At 52.7% G+C, this 17,517-nt stretch carries 16 protein-coding genes; 8 read left to right on the forward strand and 8 right to left on the reverse strand.

What is annotated here, in order from left to right:
• The first annotated feature begins 400 nt into the window (after positions 1–400).
• Positions 401–3,424 carry a glycoside hydrolase family 2 TIM barrel-domain containing protein gene (locus VF260_02515; GenBank protein ID HEX7056059.1) on the forward strand — a complete coding sequence of 1,008 codons (3,024 nt, stop codon included), beginning with the start codon at positions 401–403 and terminating at the stop codon, positions 3,422–3,424.
• Positions 3,425–3,601: 177 nt separating this feature from the next.
• Here the strand turns inward: VF260_02515 and VF260_02520 are convergent, their stop codons facing one another.
• On the reverse strand, positions 3,602–4,498 hold the full coding sequence (locus VF260_02520) for an aldo/keto reductase (GenBank protein HEX7056060.1): 897 nt from the start codon (positions 4,496–4,498) through the stop codon (positions 3,602–3,604).
• Positions 4,499–4,675: 177 nt separating this feature from the next.
• Here VF260_02520 and VF260_02525 point away from each other — a divergent pair, with 177 nt between their 5' ends.
• Positions 4,676–6,865 (forward strand): alpha-galactosidase, encoded by a 2,190-nt coding sequence (locus VF260_02525; GenBank protein HEX7056061.1) that lies wholly within the window; start codon positions 4,676–4,678, stop codon positions 6,863–6,865.
• Positions 6,866–6,895: 30 nt separating this feature from the next.
• Here VF260_02525 and VF260_02530 read toward each other — a convergent pair whose 3' ends face one another.
• Positions 6,896–8,062: an MFS transporter gene (locus tag VF260_02530; protein HEX7056062.1), complete on the reverse strand. Its 1,167-nt coding sequence runs from the start codon at positions 8,060–8,062 to the stop codon at positions 6,896–6,898.
• A 27-nt stretch (positions 8,063–8,089) separates the two neighbouring features.
• Positions 8,090–8,512: a MerR family transcriptional regulator gene (locus tag VF260_02535; GenBank protein HEX7056063.1), complete on the reverse strand. Its 423-nt coding sequence runs from the start codon at positions 8,510–8,512 to the stop codon at positions 8,090–8,092.
• Positions 8,513–8,708: 196 nt separating this feature from the next.
• Here VF260_02535 and VF260_02540 point away from each other — a divergent pair, with 196 nt between their 5' ends.
• Positions 8,709–9,686: a diaminopimelate dehydrogenase gene (locus VF260_02540; GenBank protein HEX7056064.1), complete on the forward strand. Its 978-nt coding sequence runs from the start codon at positions 8,709–8,711 to the stop codon at positions 9,684–9,686.
• A 95-nt stretch (positions 9,687–9,781) separates the two neighbouring features.
• Here VF260_02540 and VF260_02545 read toward each other — a convergent pair whose 3' ends face one another.
• Entirely contained in the window at positions 9,782–10,072 is a 291-nt protein-coding gene (locus VF260_02545) for a hypothetical protein (protein HEX7056065.1), read from the reverse strand.
• A gap of 200 nt (positions 10,073–10,272) precedes the next feature.
• Here VF260_02545 and VF260_02550 point away from each other — a divergent pair, with 200 nt between their 5' ends.
• From VF260_02550 to VF260_02565, 4 genes are all read left to right on the forward strand, one after another.
• Positions 10,273–11,709: an HD-GYP domain-containing protein gene (locus VF260_02550; GenBank protein HEX7056066.1), complete on the forward strand. Its 1,437-nt coding sequence runs from the start codon at positions 10,273–10,275 to the stop codon at positions 11,707–11,709.
• 77 nt (positions 11,710–11,786) lie between these two features.
• Entirely contained in the window at positions 11,787–12,440 is a 654-nt protein-coding gene (locus tag VF260_02555) for a phosphatase PAP2 family protein (protein HEX7056067.1), read from the forward strand.
• A 63-nt stretch (positions 12,441–12,503) separates the two neighbouring features.
• Positions 12,504–13,199: a uracil-DNA glycosylase gene (locus tag VF260_02560; protein ID HEX7056068.1), complete on the forward strand. Its 696-nt coding sequence runs from the start codon at positions 12,504–12,506 to the stop codon at positions 13,197–13,199.
• A gap of 174 nt (positions 13,200–13,373) precedes the next feature.
• A complete protein-coding gene (locus tag VF260_02565; GenBank protein ID HEX7056069.1) occupies positions 13,374–14,345 on the forward strand; it encodes a cell wall hydrolase in 972 nt (323 codons plus the stop codon).
• 414 nt (positions 14,346–14,759) lie between these two features.
• Here the strand turns inward: VF260_02565 and VF260_02570 are convergent, their stop codons facing one another.
• Entirely contained in the window at positions 14,760–14,984 is a 225-nt protein-coding gene (locus VF260_02570) for a hypothetical protein (GenBank protein ID HEX7056070.1), read from the reverse strand.
• A 78-nt stretch (positions 14,985–15,062) separates the two neighbouring features.
• Complete coding sequence (locus VF260_02575) at positions 15,063–15,320, reverse strand: hypothetical protein (GenBank protein ID HEX7056071.1); 258 nt, start codon at positions 15,318–15,320, stop codon at positions 15,063–15,065.
• Positions 15,321–15,425: 105 nt separating this feature from the next.
• On the opposite strand from VF260_02575, the gene VF260_02580 reads away from it, so the two are divergent.
• Positions 15,426–15,668, forward strand: coding sequence for a hypothetical protein (locus VF260_02580; protein ID HEX7056072.1), 243 nt, complete (start codon positions 15,426–15,428; stop codon positions 15,666–15,668).
• Here VF260_02580 and VF260_02585 read toward each other — a convergent pair.
• Entirely contained in the window at positions 15,599–16,513 is a 915-nt protein-coding gene (locus VF260_02585) for a protein-glutamine gamma-glutamyltransferase (protein ID HEX7056073.1), read from the reverse strand. The two genes, VF260_02580 and VF260_02585, sit on opposite strands and share 70 nt — an antisense overlap.
• Before the next feature lie 107 nt (positions 16,514–16,620).
• On the reverse strand, positions 16,621–17,517 hold an 897-nt coding region (locus tag VF260_02590), incomplete at its 5' end, for an MFS transporter (protein ID HEX7056074.1).

A 17,517-nucleotide genomic window follows, 5' to 3' on the forward strand; every position in this document is an offset into this window, starting at 1 on the left:
TCCAGCTCTGCTTCCATGATCTCTTGTACGGATTCGGCAAATAGATCTTTCAGCGCATTCTGGATATCGCTCGCGGTCTTGATGTCATAATGATTGATGAATTGCTTCAACTGCTCTTTCGTAAAGATGCCCATTGTGTTCCCCTGCCTCTCATTGTCTATTTGTAGAGTAGCTCGATTTAGGAGTTTACACAAATTATTTTACAGCCTCCAGTCATCGAACGGCATTTTCACATATTCACGATATTTCGGCACTCAAATCTCTTCGAAAGTGAGGCAGTCAGGGATTGCCTGATTTCCTTTGTTAGACCAGGGAATGAAGAAAGCTTTGAAAAACGAAGCAATGATGATACGATATTGTTTGTTAATCAGCTGTAGCGAGTGAAAAGGAGAGAGCCCGCTTGATCAACATCGAGAAATATTGGGAGAATCCCAATGTACTGCAGGTGAACAGGGAATCGCCGCGCTCCCATTATATTCCCTATGCCGATGCCGCCGCCGCTGCCACGGAAAAGCGCGGCAATTCGCCGTTTTACCAGACGTTGAACGGGAACTGGAAGTTTCGCTATGTCGGCGGCGTGAACGAAGTCACCGAAGAATTTTACCGCGATGACGCGGACGTTTCGGCTTGGGACGATCTAATTGTTCCGTCATGCTGGCAGATGAAAGGTTATGATCAAAAGCATTATACGAACGTCAATTACCCTTTTCCCTGCGATCCTCCTTTCGTGCCCGACCGCAATCCCGCCGGGCTTTATGTCAGAGAATTCGCCGTCTCCGAACAATGGAATCGTAAAGAAAAATACGTCGTTTTTGAGGGTGTCAACGCTTGTTTTTATTTATGGATAAACGGCCGGTTTGTCGGCTACAGCCAGGGCAGCCGGATGCCGGCGGAGTTTAACATTGGCGCGTTTTTGCGCCCGGGCGTCAACCGCATGGCCGTCATGGTCTTAAAATGGTGCGACGGTTCCTATTTGGAAGATCAGGACGCATGGCGTTTTTCCGGAATTTTCCGCGACGTTTATTTGCTTGCCAGAGATTCGCAGCATATTCGCGATGTGTTTATCCGCCAGGAGCTTGCGGAAGATTTTCGCCGGGCGGTTTTGCGCGTCGAGATTGAAACGAAAGGGACCGTGCCGGTACGTCTGGAATTGCGGGATGCGAACAATGAACCGGTTTGCCAAAACAGCGGTTTGATCGAAGGCAACGGGGCGGTTGAATTGACTGTCGCCAATCCGGTTTTGTGGAACGCCGAACAGCCGGTATTGTACCGCCTGTTTATTGCGGGCGGAAATGAGGTTCTCCTGTTTGACGTCGGATTCCGCAAAGTGGAGATTAAAGATAGCGTGTTTATGATCAACGGCGTTGCGGTAAAACTGAAAGGGGTGAACCGGCACGACTTTCATCCCGAGCTGGGGCAAACGATTCCTGTTAGCAGTATGATAAAAGATCTTGTATTGATGAAACAGCATAATATCAACACAATCCGCACATCCCATTATCCGAACGATCCCCGGTTTTTATCGTTGTGCGACAAATTCGGTTTCTATATTGTTGACGAAGCCGATCTGGAATGCCATGGGGTCTTGTCAGCCGGGCATTATGCGAAATCCTCGTTTCATTTGTTGACAAATCATCCAGAATGGGAAGCGGCGTTTGTGGATCGCGCCGTCCGGCTGGTGGAAAGAGACAAAAACCACGCTTCTGTCGTCATCTGGTCCATGGGCAACGAATCGGGCTATGGCCCAAACCATATGGCGATGGCGAGATGGACCAAACAGCGGGACCCGTCCAGAATCGTGCATTATGAAGGCGCCGCGCCGCGATACGAGGGCAATCCCGATACCGCGTGCCTGGACGTGGCTAGCGAGATGTATCCGTCGCTTGATTACGTTGAGGCTTATGCGGTGAATGAACATGAAAAGAAGCCGCTGTTTTTGTGTGAATACAGCCACGCAATGGGCAATGGTCCGGGCGATTTGCACGAATACTGGGAGCTGTTTTACAAATATCCCAAGCTGATGGGCGGGTGTGTTTGGGAATGGGTTGATCACGGCATTTTGACGGCGACGCCGGAAGGCGTTCCGTTTTACGCGTATGGAGGCGACTTCGGCGACCATCCGCACGACGGGAACTTTTGCATAGACGGTTTGGTTACGCCGGACAGAAAGCCGCACAACGGTCTTAAGGAATTGAAGCAGGTGATCGCTCCGGTCACCTTTACCGCCGTGGATTTGCAGACCGGCAAAATACAAGTTGCGAATCGTTACGATTTCCGCGATTTAACGCATGTCGCAATTTATTGGAAAGTGGAAAAAGACGGCGAACTTGACCAGCAAGGCATCATTTGGGATATTGCGGCAAAAGCGCGCGATGCGCAGACGATCGTACTTCCGTACACTTTGCCTGAAGCGTCAACCGGCGCTTATGTGCTTACGCTTTCTTGCAGATTGAAGCAAGCCACGGAGTGGGCGGACGCCGGACACGAAATTGCGTTTGCGCAATTTGCTTTGCCGGTTGCCCGGGTTGCGGAGAGTGTTGCGCGCGTGTCGCAAGAACCGATTCGCCTGAACAGGAACGGCAGCAAAGTGGAAGTGAACGGCTTCGATTTCCAACACGTGTTTGATCTGCAGGCCGGCACCTTTGTACAGCTGCGGAAAAACGGGGTGGATTTGCTCGTCGAACCGGCGGCTTTTACCGTTTGGCGGGCGCCGACGGACAATGATCGCAATATCAAACATGAATGGATCAAAGAAGGCTTTCATGAGGCCGTGATGAAAGTGTATCAGGCGGAGATTGCCGGACAAACGGAGCAATCCGTCGAGTTTCGCGTGCAGTTTTCGCTTGGCGCGCCGATTTATCATCCGATCCTGCATGGCGAAGCGCTGTGGCGGGTCGACAACACAGGCGGATTGTCGCTGCAAACGCACGTGAAAGTGCGGGAAGGCGTGGTCTTTTTGCCCCGATTCGGGTTGCGCCTGACGATGCCGCAAGGAATGGAAGAAGTCGAGTATTTCGGATTTGGGCCTCATGACAGCTATATGGACAAGCGCCACAGCGTCCGCCAAGGCAAATTCGCGCTGCGTGTCGATGAGCTCACCGAGTACCATATCATGCCGCAGGAAAGCGGTTCGCGCCATGAGACCGAATGGGCCATTGTGACCAACGAACAAGGCATGGGGCTGAAATTTTCCGGGGACCGGACATTCTCTTTCCATGCGTCCCATTATACGCCGGAAGCGTTGACATCGGCGGGGCATTGGCATGAAGTAAAGAAACGGCCGGAAACGATTGTTCATCTCGATTACAAAATGAGCGGAGTAGGCTCCAACTCGTGCGGACCGGAATTGCTTAACAAATACCGTTTGGATGAGCGGGAATTTACGTTTGCCATCGCCATTACGCCCCTGTTCAAGGAAGACTAATAGAAAGGTTTGCTCTCACTCTTCATATTGGCGAACGTGCTTGCGCACGAAAAGCCGTCCGGCGCATTTTCCGGACGGCTTTTTTCGGGCGCGTGGTTATGGGGCGGCGGCATCGAGCCTTCGCCCGATTCTTTTCGCGAATCAGAGATTTTCCCATAGGTCCGGTTTCATGATTGCTTATTGTTGGCCGACCCAGGCGGGTTTTGCGATTTGTTTCCAGCGTTCGCGGATGGCTTGGTACAAATCCGGCGGCAGCGGGCCTGCCTCGAGCAGCCGGGCGTTTTCCACCCATCTCTCCGGCTTTGCCGTGCCGACGATCGCGGAATGGACGCCGGGCACAGATAGCGTGAAACGAAGCGCGATTCCAATCGATTCGCTGCTTCCCGGCTTAAGAAAATCATATGCCAGCTCTTGCAGGCGATGCCAGTATGTATGCGCATATTGGTTCTCCGGCAGCTTCCCCGTCTTCCAGGCGGCATTCGCGATCGGACGCTTTACGACGACGCCCATCTCCCGTTTCGTCGCTTCCGGAATGACCAAATCGATCGCTTCCTGGTCGGCAATATTCAGCGAAATTTCCAGCGAATCGAACACGCCGCTTTTTACGGCGTAAAGCGCGGCGGCGGAATCGCCGCTGTAGCCGATAAATCTTGTTTTCCCCTGCTGTTTCGCCTTCTGCAGCGCTTCGATCACGTAACCGCGGCGCAGTATTTCCTCCGAGCAGCTATGCAGATGGATGACATCCACATAATCCGTTCGCAGCAAGCGCAAACTTCGGTCGATGCTTTGTGCGATCATCCCGGGATCCCAATCGGGCAGATCAAAACCTTTGGCATGTCCGCATTTGGTAAACAAATAAAATTCGCCGCGCCGATGGGCTATCGCTTTTCCGATCAATTCCTCGCTATTCCGATAACATTCGGCGGTATCAATCAGATTCAGCCCGGCGTCGAGCGCGCTCCCCAGCAATCTGTCCACGCTTTGCTGCGTGGCTCCTTCATAACCGATTTCCGCGCCGCCGAATCCAAGCACGCTGACATTCATGCCGGTTTTACCGTACAACCGCTTCTCCATTGGCAACATCCTCCTACGCAGTAATTGAATATATTATACCGAATGCAACATGAAGAAGCGAATTCGCCCCGTTTGCGACTGCGCGGCATACACGATAAAATATCATCATGGCGTTCCGACGGAGTTTGTCGATTGCGAATGCCGCGGGCATGTAATGCGCAAAGGAGAAGATACATAATGGCAGTCATGGAAAATCGGGATCATCACATGTTTCATCTGCAAACAAAAGATACCAGTTACGTGCTGCAAATTGTCAAAAACGGCTATTTGGCGCATGTTTATTGGGGGAAAAAAGTACAGCGCTATGACCAGTCCAGGCCGCTGCGATTTGGCAATAGGGCGTTCTCCCCGAACCCGGATCCACAGGATCAGGATTTTTCGCTGGATACGCTGCCGCAGGAATACCCCGCTTACGGAAACAGCGATTTTCGCGCGCCGGCTTTTCAGGTGCAGCGGGAAGACGGTTCGACCATTACCGATTTGCGTTACGCGGCTCATCGGATCATACACGGCAAACCGAAATTGGCCGGATTGCCCGCAACCTATGCGGAAGCGGAACATGAAGCGGAGACGCTGGAAATTGACCTGATCGACGAATTGACCGGGCTTACGGTGACGTTGTCATACAGCGTGTTTGCGCAATTTGACGCCATTACCCGATCCGTTCGTTTTGTAAATGCCGGCAAGGAAAAATTGCGACTGCTGCGCGCGTTAAGCATGAATGTGGATTTGCCCGATGCCGATTTTGAACTGCTCCATCTTTCCGGCGCCTGGGCCAGAGAACGCGGCGTTGTCAGGCGCAAAATTGCGCAGGGCAGCCAATCCATTGAAAGCAGAAGAGGGGCCAGCAGCCATCAGCATAACCCGTTTGCCGCGCTGGTTCGTCCGGGAACCGGCGAAGACCACGGGGAAGTGTACGCCGTGAATCTGGTCTACAGCGGAAATTTCCTGGCGCAAGTGGAAGTCGATCAGTTCGCGTCGACGCGCCTTGCGATCGGCATCAATCCGTTTGACTTTTCATGGCTTATCGAATCGGGCGAGTCGTTTCAAACTCCGGAAGCGGTCATGGTTTATTCCGATCAGGGCCTGGGGAAAATGTCGCGGACGTTTCACCGCTTGTACCGCTCGCGTCTGTGCCGGGGAGTTTATCGCGACAAGGAGCGCCCGATTCTCGTCAACAACTGGGAAGCGACCTACTTTGATTTCAATGCGGAAAAAATCAGGCAGATTGCCGGCAAAGGCAAAGAATTGGGCATCGAACTGTTTGTATTGGACGACGGATGGTTCGGCAACCGGGATGACGACAAACGTTCGTTGGGCGATTGGTTTGTCAACCGCCGAAAACTGCCTGAAGGCCTGGATGGATTGGCGGGCAGCATTGAAAAAATGGGAATGCGGTTTGGGTTGTGGTTTGAACCGGAAATGATTTCCGAAGACAGCGAATTGTACCGAAAGCATCCCGATTGGTGTTTGCACGTTCCCGGCCGTACACGCTCCACGGGAAGAAATCAGTTGGTGCTGGATTTTTCCCGCGAGGACGTGTGCGACGCGATCACCCGGATGGTTTCGGATGTGTTGGCGAGCGCGCCGATCTCCTATGTCAAATGGGACATGAACCGGCATATGACGGAAGTCGGTTCCGCCACCCTTCCTCCCGAAAGGCAGCGGGAAACGGCGCATCGTTACATGCTGGGGCTGTACCGGGTGCTGGAGAACATCACTTCGGCATTTCCGCATGTACTGTTTGAAAGCTGTTCCGGCGGCGGCGGAAGGTTCGATCCCGGCATGCTCTATTACATGCCGCAAACGTGGACAAGCGACAATACGGATGCCGTTTCGCGCATTTTGATTCAATACGGCACCAGCATGGTTTATCCGGCCAGCGCGATGGGCGCGCATGTGTCGGCGGTGCCCAACCACCAACTACATCGCGTCACTTCGCTGCAAACGCGCGGGCATGTGGCGTCATCGGGCAATTTTGGCTACGAATTGGATTTAACCAAAATGACGGAAGAAGAGCAGCAGCTTGTCAAGCAGCAAGTCGCCTTTTATAAAGAAGTGCGCCGTCTTGTTCAATTCGGTGACTTTTACCGCCTGTTAAACCCTTACGACGGTCCGGACGCGGCGTGGATGTTTGTTTCGGAAGACCGCCGGGAAGCGTTCGTGGCGTATTTTCGCCTGCTGGCCGCAGCCAACCCGCCGTTTGGCTATTTACGGCTGAAAGGTTTGGACCCGAATGTTCGCTACCGGGTCAACGGCTCGCCCGACGCTTTCGGCGGCGACGAGTTAATGTATGCCGGGTTGAACATACCGGAGCTAAACGGAGACTTCCAGAGCGTGATTTGGCGCTTGCAAGCGGAACAGTAGAAAAGGCAATCGATGGCAAATAGATCGCGTTCAGGCGTGGGCGGTCTCCGCATTCCGCGCCTGATGCAAAAATTTGCCGCCTAAAGCAAACACGATGATTCCGGCCACCACAATCGCCGCGCCGACATAAAACGGCGTATCGGGAAAAAACCATTCGGACAGCTTGTTGGCAAACCAGGGGCCGATGGCCCCGCCGACAAAACGGATGAAACTGTATGCGGCGGATGCGGTCGAACGCTCAACCGGAGCCGCTTGCATAACCGCTGTCGTGATCAACGTATTGTTGATGCCCAGGAACGCCCCCGCCACAATGACGGAAACGATAACGACCGTGATGGACGAGACGAACAGTCCCATGATGATCAGATCGGCGGCGAACAACGCCAGCATGGCGCAGATGGAACGCACGGTGCCGAAGCGCGCCTGCACTTTGGGGGCGACAATCACGGAGGTGAACGCCAACAGGACACCCCAGCCAAAAAAGACATAGCCCAGGCCATGCTCGTCCAAATCCATCACAAACGGGGCGTACGCCATTAATGTGAAGAAGCCAAAGTTGTACAGCAACGCGGTAATGCCCAACGTCAACAGACCGGGATAGCGCAAGGCCCGGAAAGGATCGAGGAGCGAAGTGCGGACTTGCGGTTTTTCCATTTTCGGCATGAGCGCCAAAACGCAAATAAAGGCGATCGCCATCAATACGCTGACGCCAAAAAACGGGCCGCGCCACGATAACGATCCCAATTCGCCGCCCAATAACGGTCCTACGGATATCCCAAGTCCCAGCGCGGCTTCATACAAAACGATCGACTTGGCCGTGCCGCCCTGCGACAAGCCCACTATTGCCGCAAGCGCAGTGGCGATAAACAAGGCGTTGCCCAACCCCCAACCGCCCCGCAATTCAACGATCTGCCAAATGCTGTCGGACATGCCGCCCAGGGCGGAAAAGACCACAATCAGGAGAATCCCCAAAAGCATGGTCCATTTATAGCCAAGCCGGCTGGAAACATAGCCGGTAATCAGCATCGCGATGCCGGTGATGAACGTGTAGCTGGAAAAAAGCAACGCCACCTGGCTTTTGGTAGCTTCCAATTGCACGGCGATCGCCGGCAAAATGGGGTCGACCAGGCCCAGTCCCATGAATGAGATGACGCAAGCGAATGCAACGGCCCATACGGCCTTCGGTTGATTAAACATGCGGAAAATGTCTCCTTTGTCCTTGTGTTATGACGGATTTTCGATATTGGCGATTGCCGCCCGCGCCCGCTCGCGGAGCTGTTCCAATTCGGCGCGGACGGCGGAAATTTTGTTTGCCTTTTGTTCAATCAGTTCCAGCAATTCATTTAGGTTATGTTCGATTTCCAGCAATTTTTCTTTGCGGGCAGCATGATCGGTAATCTGTTTGTAGTGCCGTTTATGGTTCTCCAGCGCGTCGATAATGGCGATATATTGCTGCAATTCCTGCAGCGAAAAGCCAAGCACTTCTCTCGCGTTGAGGATTTTTTTCAAGTGGGCGATATGCGACTCGTTGTATTGCCTTACGCCGCCTTTGCTGCGGTCCGGCGGCGGCAGGATGCCGATTTCTTCATAATAGCGGATAGCCCGTTTCGTTAAGCCGCACTCCCTCGCCACATCCTCTATCTTCAATAGCCGCCAAACCTCCTTTCGGTTTTAGCGCGAAAATGTCACGCGAAAAAGTCAACCGATAATTCAAACATTATAAATATAGTTAACGTTTACGTCAACGTAAAACAATGTCTCCAAAAAGTGTGTCAGGAAAATTTACATGGTGGTTGAAAAATTGATATAATGCTTAATGCAAAACCTATTAGGAGGCAAAACGATGGAGCAAAAAATCAGAGTTGGCATCGTTGGGTACGGCAACCTGGGGCGTGGCGTGGAAATGGCAGTTAAGCAAAGCCCCGACATGCAGCTTGTCGCGGTGTTTACCCGCAGGCAACCGGGAGACGTGCAGGCCAGCGTGCCAGTCGTACATATCTCCGATGCGGAGTCGTATAAAGACAAAATCGACGTCATGATCCTGTGCGGGGGATCGGCAACCGACCTGCCCGAACAAGGGCCGCAATTTGCGGCGTTGTTTAATACGGTGGACAGTTTTGACACGCATGCGAAAATTCCCGATTATTTCCGAGAGGTTGATACGGTGGCCAGACAAAACGCGCATGTCAGCGTCATCTCCACCGGTTGGGACCCGGGTCTGTTTTCGTTAAACCGGTTGTTGGCCGAAGCGGTGCTGCCGGTTGGGAATGAATATACGTTTTGGGGAAAAGGCGTCAGCCAGGGGCACTCCGATGCGATTCGCCGCGTAAAAGGCGTGAAAAACGGCATCCAGTACACAATTCCGCGGGAAGAAGCGGCCGAACGTGTCCGAAAAGGGGAGAATCCCAAGCTGTCGACGAAAGACAAGCACTTGCGCGAATGCTTCGTTGTAGCCGAAGCGGGAGCCGATTTGGCGCAAATCGAAAAAGACATCAAGACGATGCCCAACTATTTTGCCGATTATGAGACGGTTGTGCATTTCATCAGCGAGGAAGAATTGCAGGCGAAACATTCCGCCATGCCGCACGGAGGAATGGTATTCCGCAGCGGCCAAACCGGAAACGGCACCAACCACGTGATCGAGTTCTCGCTGAAACTGGAGAGCAACCCGGAATTTACCGCGGGCGTCTTGACCGCGTATGCCCGGGCGGTTGATCGTTTGGCCAAAAACGGTGATGTCGGCGCCAAAACGGTCTTCGACATTCCGTTTGCCTTGCTCTCGCCGAAATCGCCGGAACAACTGCGCAAAGAGCTTCTGTAAAGCCGCATGATCCAAACTGCAATTAAAAAGGAACCGCCCCGATTGTTGCCAACTCGAGGCGGTTTCTGTTTGCCGCTTGTTGCGCTCGCAGCCTGTTATTGATACTGGGCGCCCTGTATGTACTGCGGCTGCTGCGGCACAAATTGCGTATACTGCAAGGAACGCATCGATTGCTCCAATTGATTGCAAATTTGGATCGCTTGCTGCAACTTCTGCACGGCGATCTGGTGTTCTTGCAGCATATGCTGGATTTTTTGCACATTTTGCTGCTCCAGCTGCATCATCTGCTGATACACATTATTATGCGCCTGTGTCTGGTGGATGACCTGCTGCATGAGTTGCTCGCAATGCTGGAACTGCGCGGCAAGATTTTGATTTTGATACAAGGGTATCCCTCCTGAATTTGGTTGATTTGGGCGATCGTCCTCATTTATTTTGCCGCATTTTTGCCAATTTATTCATGCGAAAAAAGTAAAAATCTGTGAAATTCGTCCGGTTGCAACGCTTCCGGCAAGCGGATCTATTCAAATTGGGAAAATCCTCCGTTATACTATATAGTGTGGATTTTAACGGGAGGATTTTTTTCATGCTGAAAAAAAGAGTGAAAGAAACGTTTATCCACGTGGTTGCTATCGTTTTGCCCTACATCATGTTCATCGCGCTGTCGGAAATGTCGCGGTTTGATCTTATGCTGCCGATGCCGAAAAGGCATTTTTTCATCGTCAGCACGGTCGCGCTGTTGGCTATGGCCATTGCGGGGGCAGTCGCCGTGTCGGGATTGCGCCTGCGGAACATTCGCCTGGTTTTGCTGTCGCTTGCGTTTATTTCGCTTGCCGAAGTGTTTGTTTTTCACGGGTTGTCCACACCCGGCATGATGATGATCAACGAACATGTTCCCGCGTTTTTGGCGCAGTTAAGCGTTTCGTTGACATCGATTTGGCTGTTCATTTCTTCATTGTCGGCTGACCATTTGGTCGTTCGCTTGCTATCCCGCTGGCTGCGTCCGTTGATACCGGCCTGGGTCATCCTGCTTACCGCATTGTGTGTTTTCGTGATGGTGTATCCGGAATCGGTCATGTGGCTTCCGCTCGACCAAAATCCGGTCAAATGGACCGCTGCCGGCATCAGCATGTTCTTGAATATGATCGTGATTTTTGATTACTGGCAGTCGTATCGGTTTACGCGTTTTCCGCTGCAGGGCGCAATCGTGTACAGTACCGGCTGGCTTTTGATAGCGCAGCTTATTATTGTGCAGGGGAAAACCTGGCATCTGAGCTGGTGGCTGTATCATTTTCTTCTGTTGGGCGCGTTGGTCGCCGTCATCATTGGGCTTTTTCGTCAATATGTGCAGGGTGAAACGTTTGGCACGGCTTTGCGCACATTGTTTCAATACAACCCGGCGGAACGGATCAAATACGGAATTTCGGCGAGTGTCCGCTCCCTGATTGTTTCGGTGGAGAACCATGATGCGTATACGGCCGGACATAATTATCGCGTTGCCGTATATGCGCTGCGGTTGGCGCGGGAAGCGGGCTTTTCCCCGGACGAGCTGCGCGCGTTGGCGCAAGGCGCCATTGTGCACGACATCGGAAAGATCGAAGTGCCGAGTTCCATCCTGAACAAGCCCGGCAAATTGACCGCTGACGAACGTAAAATAATCGAACGGCATCCGGTCATCGGCTACGAAATGTGCCGGAAGCTCGGATTTATGAAAGAAGAGTTGGAGATTATCCGCTCGCACCATGAAAAATGGGACGGCACCGGCTATCCCGATAACCTGCGCGGCGGACAGATTCCCACGATGGCGCGGCTTCTCGCCGTTGTGGATGTGTATGACGCCTTGACGTCGGAACGCGCGTATCGGAAAGCGTGGACGCATGAAAAGGCGATGGAATTTATCGAGGAGCAAAGCGGCAAACATTTTGATCCGCGATTTGTCGCGGCCTGGAAACGCGTCTGCGCATCCGGGCTGCCGGAATGCAGTTATCCGGCCTGGACCCGGGCTAGGGCAAGCGTAGGGTAGGATGCTGTAAATGCTGCATAGCAAACCGGAAATTTGGAACTAAAAATTTGGCGAGGGATACCGGGATGTTTTCACGAATGGTAAAACAGCGACCTCATTTGACCATGATTGTGCCGCTTGTCACCATGTTTGTTTTCCCTTTGTTAGGGATTCTATACAGTTTGGTCAATGGCCCGCGAAAAGAAGTCTACAGTTTGGCGACAAATCTTGACGCGGCGATCCCGTTTGTCAAAGCGTTTGCGCTGCCTTATTCGATATGGATTTTTTATATTTACATCTGCCTTGTGTATTTTTACTTTAAAGACCAAACGGTTTATTTTCGCACCTTAACGACGTATATCATCTGCGCGTTTGTTTGCTATTCCATCTACATGGTGTTTCAGACTACCGTATCCCGCCCGGTGCTCGTAGGGGATGACCTTTTGACCCGGTTGCTGGCGTTTATCTATGGCCGGGATGAACCGTATAATTGCTTTCCCAGCATTCACAGCTTCTCCAGCTATCTGATGATGAAGGCGCTGTTTAAAAGCCGCTTCCGCAATATGTGGAATCAGATTTTGATATACGGCATGTCGACAACGATTATTTTGTCCACCTTGTTTGTGAAGCAGCACGTGATTCTGGATGTGATCGGGGCCGTGGTGCTGGTCGAAGCCGTGTATGCGCTCATTCAACGCTTTCAGTGGGCGGCGCGTCTTGCGTTTGACGCTTCCGTGTCGGAGAAAGCCTGATTGCCGGATCGGCGATTCTTGTGGAAAGATGGTACAATAGAGTGCAGCGGGGTGAATGTTGACGTGGCGATTTTGCGAAATGACTGGTCGGGGCTGCTTGAAGCAGAATTCTCCAAACCCTATTATACGAAATTGCGGCAGTTTCTAATACAGGAGTATAAGAACGAGATCGTTTATCCGGATAAATACGACATATACAATGCGCTGCATTTTACGCCTTATGCGGATACAAAGGTAGTCATTCTTGGGCAGGACCCTTATCACGGGCCCGGACAGGCGCATGGGTTAAGTTTTTCCGTTAAGCCGGGCATCGAGCCTCCGCCGTCCTTGCAAAATATTTTCAAGGAACTGCACACCGATCTGGGCTGCTACATACCGGATAATGGTTTTTTGGAAAAATGGGCCCGCCAGGGCGTACTGCTGTTAAACGCTGTGCTTACCGTGCGGTCGGGAATGCCGAATTCCCACCGGAATGCCGGATGGGAGACGTTTACGGATCAGGTGATCCGCTTGTTGAATGAGCGGGATGTGCCTGTTGTCTTTTTATTGTGGGGGAAAAACGCCCAGGACAAAGCGGCGCTTATTACCAACCGCCGTCATCTGGTCGTGAAATCTCCGCATCCCAGCCCGTTGTCGGCGCATCGCGGCTTTTTCGGCAGCAGGCCGTTTTCCCGGGCGAACGCGTTTCTCAGGCAGCACGGCATGGCTGAAATCGATTGGCAAATAGAAAATTTATCCGTAGTGAAAAAGAGAGCATAACCCCCGAAAAGCGGAAACGAAATGTCGAATCGATTTGATAGCGGGCAGGACGCGTTCGACGCAATGGTGGAAAAAGAATGTCAAGAGTTCAACCGCCCCGCCAAAATGCACGCACAGGTGGGGAATGTTCGACGTAGTGGAGAGAGATGAATATCTGAGAAAAAGGGAGTGGGAATGATTCGCAAGTTACCGATATTCACATTGACAGCCCTGTTTGCGGCAGCGATCATGGTTGCCGGGCCGCATGCGCGGACCGCATCCGCCGCGGAAGTCGCAAACGGCGTTCATATCGTGGTTGCCGGAGAAGAAACCAATAGCCAATTGCCGATATACGTGAAAGAAGGAAGCTTGTATGCGCCGTTGTCGTTTATTTCGGCAAAGTTCGGCGCGCAACTGCACTGGGACAATGCCCAAAAGCAGGTGGAGATCGTTACCCCTTTGGGAGACAAAGTCGTTTACACGGCGCGAAAATATCAAATGCAGGCAAACGGCAAAACGTGGATAACGGATGTGGCGCCATTTGTCGTCGACGGCCGCACTTACTTGCCGTTGCGCAGTATGGCGGAATGGCTGCATGCGGATGTAACCTGGAACGCGGCGAAAAAAACGGCCGATTTCGAGCCGGTGCCGCTCTACACGGTGCAAGAGCACGATACGCTGGAGTCGATTGCCAAACAGTACTGCCTTGCGCCCGAGTGGATAAAAGAAGTGAACGGTTTGACATCCGCCGAGCTCACGGCGGGCGCCAGCCTGAAAATTGTCATCCCGTCGGTGATTCGAAACAAGGAAGCCAACGAAGATATGTACTTGCTCGCCAAACTGATTGACGCCGAGGCTGGCAACGAACCTTTGGAAGGCCAAATCGCGGTTGGCAATGTCGTGATGAATCGTGTGCATAGCGAGCGGTTTCCCGATACGATCAGAGACGTCATTTATGCGCAAAATCAATTCACGCCGGCGCTAAACGGCATGTTGGACAGCATCGAGCCGAAGGAAAGCGCAATCATTGCGGCGAAAAAAGCGATTGCCGGAGAGGCGCCGGCCAAGGACGCGCTGTATTTTTTCAACCCGCGCACCAGCTCAAATGATTTTTTGGACAGTCTGGATGTGGTCGCCGACATCGGCAGCCACCGGTTCGCGAAGTAAAAGCGCTTATCCGGGCTACTGCGTCTGCGGCATGGAGCTCTAGCGATTGCGGCCGCGTGCAAACTTGCAGCTGCGCTTGTGTGCTGCATCAGCGGCACGGTGGGCTATCGATGCGGCTGCGTGCAAACCTGCAGCGGCGCATACATGCTGTATCGACGGAATGGAGTTCTAACGGACGCTATCGACGCTATTATGCGGTTTCTTTCCGTTTTGGAACGCTAACGGATGCCACAGCGCTTATTTGCCCATTTTGCATGATTACGCAGTCGAATTTCGATAAATAGCCGCAACTGCGTCCGTTAAAAATTCAAGAGGGCGTTTTTGGTCCAAAATAGCGGCAAATACGACCGTTAGAGCTGTCCGCTTAGCCAGCCTGGCTGCTGCTTGGTCCGCTTAGCCAGCCTGGCTCTCATATTATTTTTCCGTTGTTTCGCTGTCGAAAGCCCCTCTGTTGGCCATCCAGATCGTGATCTGCGTCAGGACAGAGTAAGCGAGGAAAAAATTGATGATCCAGATCGTCAGCATGTGTTGCGGCGAAGTGAACTGAATGGAAGTGTAATGATCCATTTTCATGACGATGATGGATTGAACGATTATCAGCAGAAAACCGAGGACGGCCGATGCCGCCGTTCGAACCATAGCGCCAGACACCTCGTTTTGCTGAAAATTTCATTATAATTATGATTATAATTCTGAAAAATCAGTTTGGAAAGACAATTATTCTTTTTTCGGTTGCTTCCCGTCCGCTTTGCGCAAGTATTTTTCGTACCGGTCATCGATTTCCGCGGCGAACCGGCGATAGATGCGGGTTTCCTCCACAATCGGATCAACCTTCGCTTCGATCCTGATTTCATGGCGCGGGCTAAGCCGCAATCGGGCAGCCGCATCCGGGTCGGCGCGGGACATTTCCCCTGTTTCAAGCGTATCTTCGACAGCTTTTGCAAGTTGTTCAATTGCTTGCTTGTTGTCTGCCATCTACAACTCACCTCGCACAAAACGTTTTCCCTTATTTTGGCTTTACGTTGTGGAATGTATCCAAATCGGATTATAATGAGGATAACAAAAAAAGGGGTGAACGTCATGGGGCAATTTGTGCGTGTCGCTTCGCTGAACAATGTGTTTGAAGGCCAAATGTTCACGGAAATTTTGGAGGATCGGAACATTCCGTACGAACTGAAAAAGTTGACGGATGACGCGTACGGCAATTTGTTCGAGATGACGGCGGGATGGGCGATTGTTTACGCCCCGGAAAGTTACCGCGAGGAAATACGCGCGCTTTTGGAAGAGTTGCGAAATGCGCAACCCGAAATGGACATGCAATAAGTTTTTGAACCGATAGCCGCGATGATGCGGCTTTTTTTGTTTTGCTGCACGGATTCCGGCATGGCGGAGCGCAACCTTCCGAAAGGCGGAGCGGGAAGCGCCGCCCGGTATTGCGCCAGATAGCGGAAATCGGGGCGAATCGCCCGCTTTTGCAGATAAGCGCTTTGTGCAGCGTGCGGCTTGCGGTTTCGATTCAGCACGGAGATGATTTTTTCCGCGCCGGCTAACCCGATCCCATGTCCGAAAAATAATTGATTGCCCAAATAGACGGCGTTTTCGCCTTGCCAATGCATTTTTTTCGGGTCGACATCAGGGTTTTTGAAGTAGCGAATATCGCCCGGGATCAAATCGCTCGCGTCAACGGCAAGCAAATGAAGATCCTTGTCATATTGCCAATCATGCAAATAGGTGTCGGCGAACAAGCGATCAAACACATCGTCGCCAAGCGAATCGATCACCGCTTTGTAAAGCACAATCACAACAGCGGTTGCGCATTCGAAGGCGTACATATGGCCGTTGTCGAAAATGTCGCGAATCGCCTCCGCCGGCTTGCTTCCTTCTTTCAGCATAAACCCGCCGTTTTCGGTCAACTTCCAATATCGCGGGTTGCATCTCGAGTTTGCGAAGGAGGCGAACGCGGCCGGACTTTCGTTTAACTGAATCGCGGCGGAAACGATCGAGTCGCGCATTAGCAGTTCAAAACGGAATTCCCGCATCGCCGCGTATTGAAACGTTTCTTCGCTATCGGCGAGCGCCCGGGCGATTGCGTATTCGCGATCGCTTGGCGCGGTTGCTTCCGCCGCGCCGCCCGCCGGATCAAATATTTGCCCGGAAATGACAATCATTGTGCCAGCCCGCCTTCCCTGCATCATGCGTAAAATAGCTTCAGGTAAATAGCTATGCCTGCCGGCAAAAAATATGCTGTTTTTCATCAATCGGCGAAATCGTGAGCCTACCGCGGTTTGGCTGGTTGTGCGGCGGGCTCGCGGGTAAATTCCTGACGTTTTGGAAAGAACACCATCAGGAAAAAGGTTGCCGCAGCCAGCACCAATACTCCGATATAGACGCTGTGCAGCGCAAACGTCAAACCGTGCTGCATCGTGTTGACGGCTTCCGCCGGAAGCTGGGCGCGTTGCGCGGGCTCCAGCAATTGATTGGCCAGATCGATATCCAACGCGGCTTGTCCGGGCTTGCGCACGCTTTGCAAATATTGGTGCAGCTTGCCGTTCAAGACGCTTCCCAGCACAGCGGCGCCGACCGTCGTGCCCAGAATGCGCATGAACATATTGGACGCCGTCGCCACGCCCCGCGTTTTCCAATCGACACTGCTTTGCACCGCCACCACATAGACGTTCGAGGAGAGCCCCAGCCCGACGCCGATGATAAAGGAAGCCAGCCCGGCCCACAGCGGCCCGTGTTCCGGCTTGAGCATAACGAACAGGATGCTTCCAAGGATAAGCGCGAAGGCGCCGCCAATTGCTGTCGGGCGAAATCCGATTCGCGTCAAATACCGCCCGCTGATTGTAGACGCAAGCGGCCAGCCGATGGACATGGCGGCCAGCACGAACCCGGCCGTCGTCGGCGACTGTTCCATCACACCCTGCACAAAAGTGGGCAAAAATGTCGTAACGCCGATCATGATGCCCCCGGTCGTCAACGAACCCGCATTGCACAGGACGATCAAACGATGCTTCCAGATGGCAGGCGGAATCATTGGTTCAGCGGCCCGTTTTTCCTGCAGCAGAAACAAGCCGAGACCGATGGCGGATACTGCCGCGAGCGCAAGCACGGGACCCGATGTCCAGGCCCAGTTGACGCCCCCCTGCATCAGCAAAATCATGAGCGAAGT

It is taken from the genome of Bacilli bacterium, assembly GCA_036381315.1.
Taxonomy (GTDB): Bacteria; Bacillota; Bacilli; order Paenibacillales; family KCTC-25726; genus DASVDB01.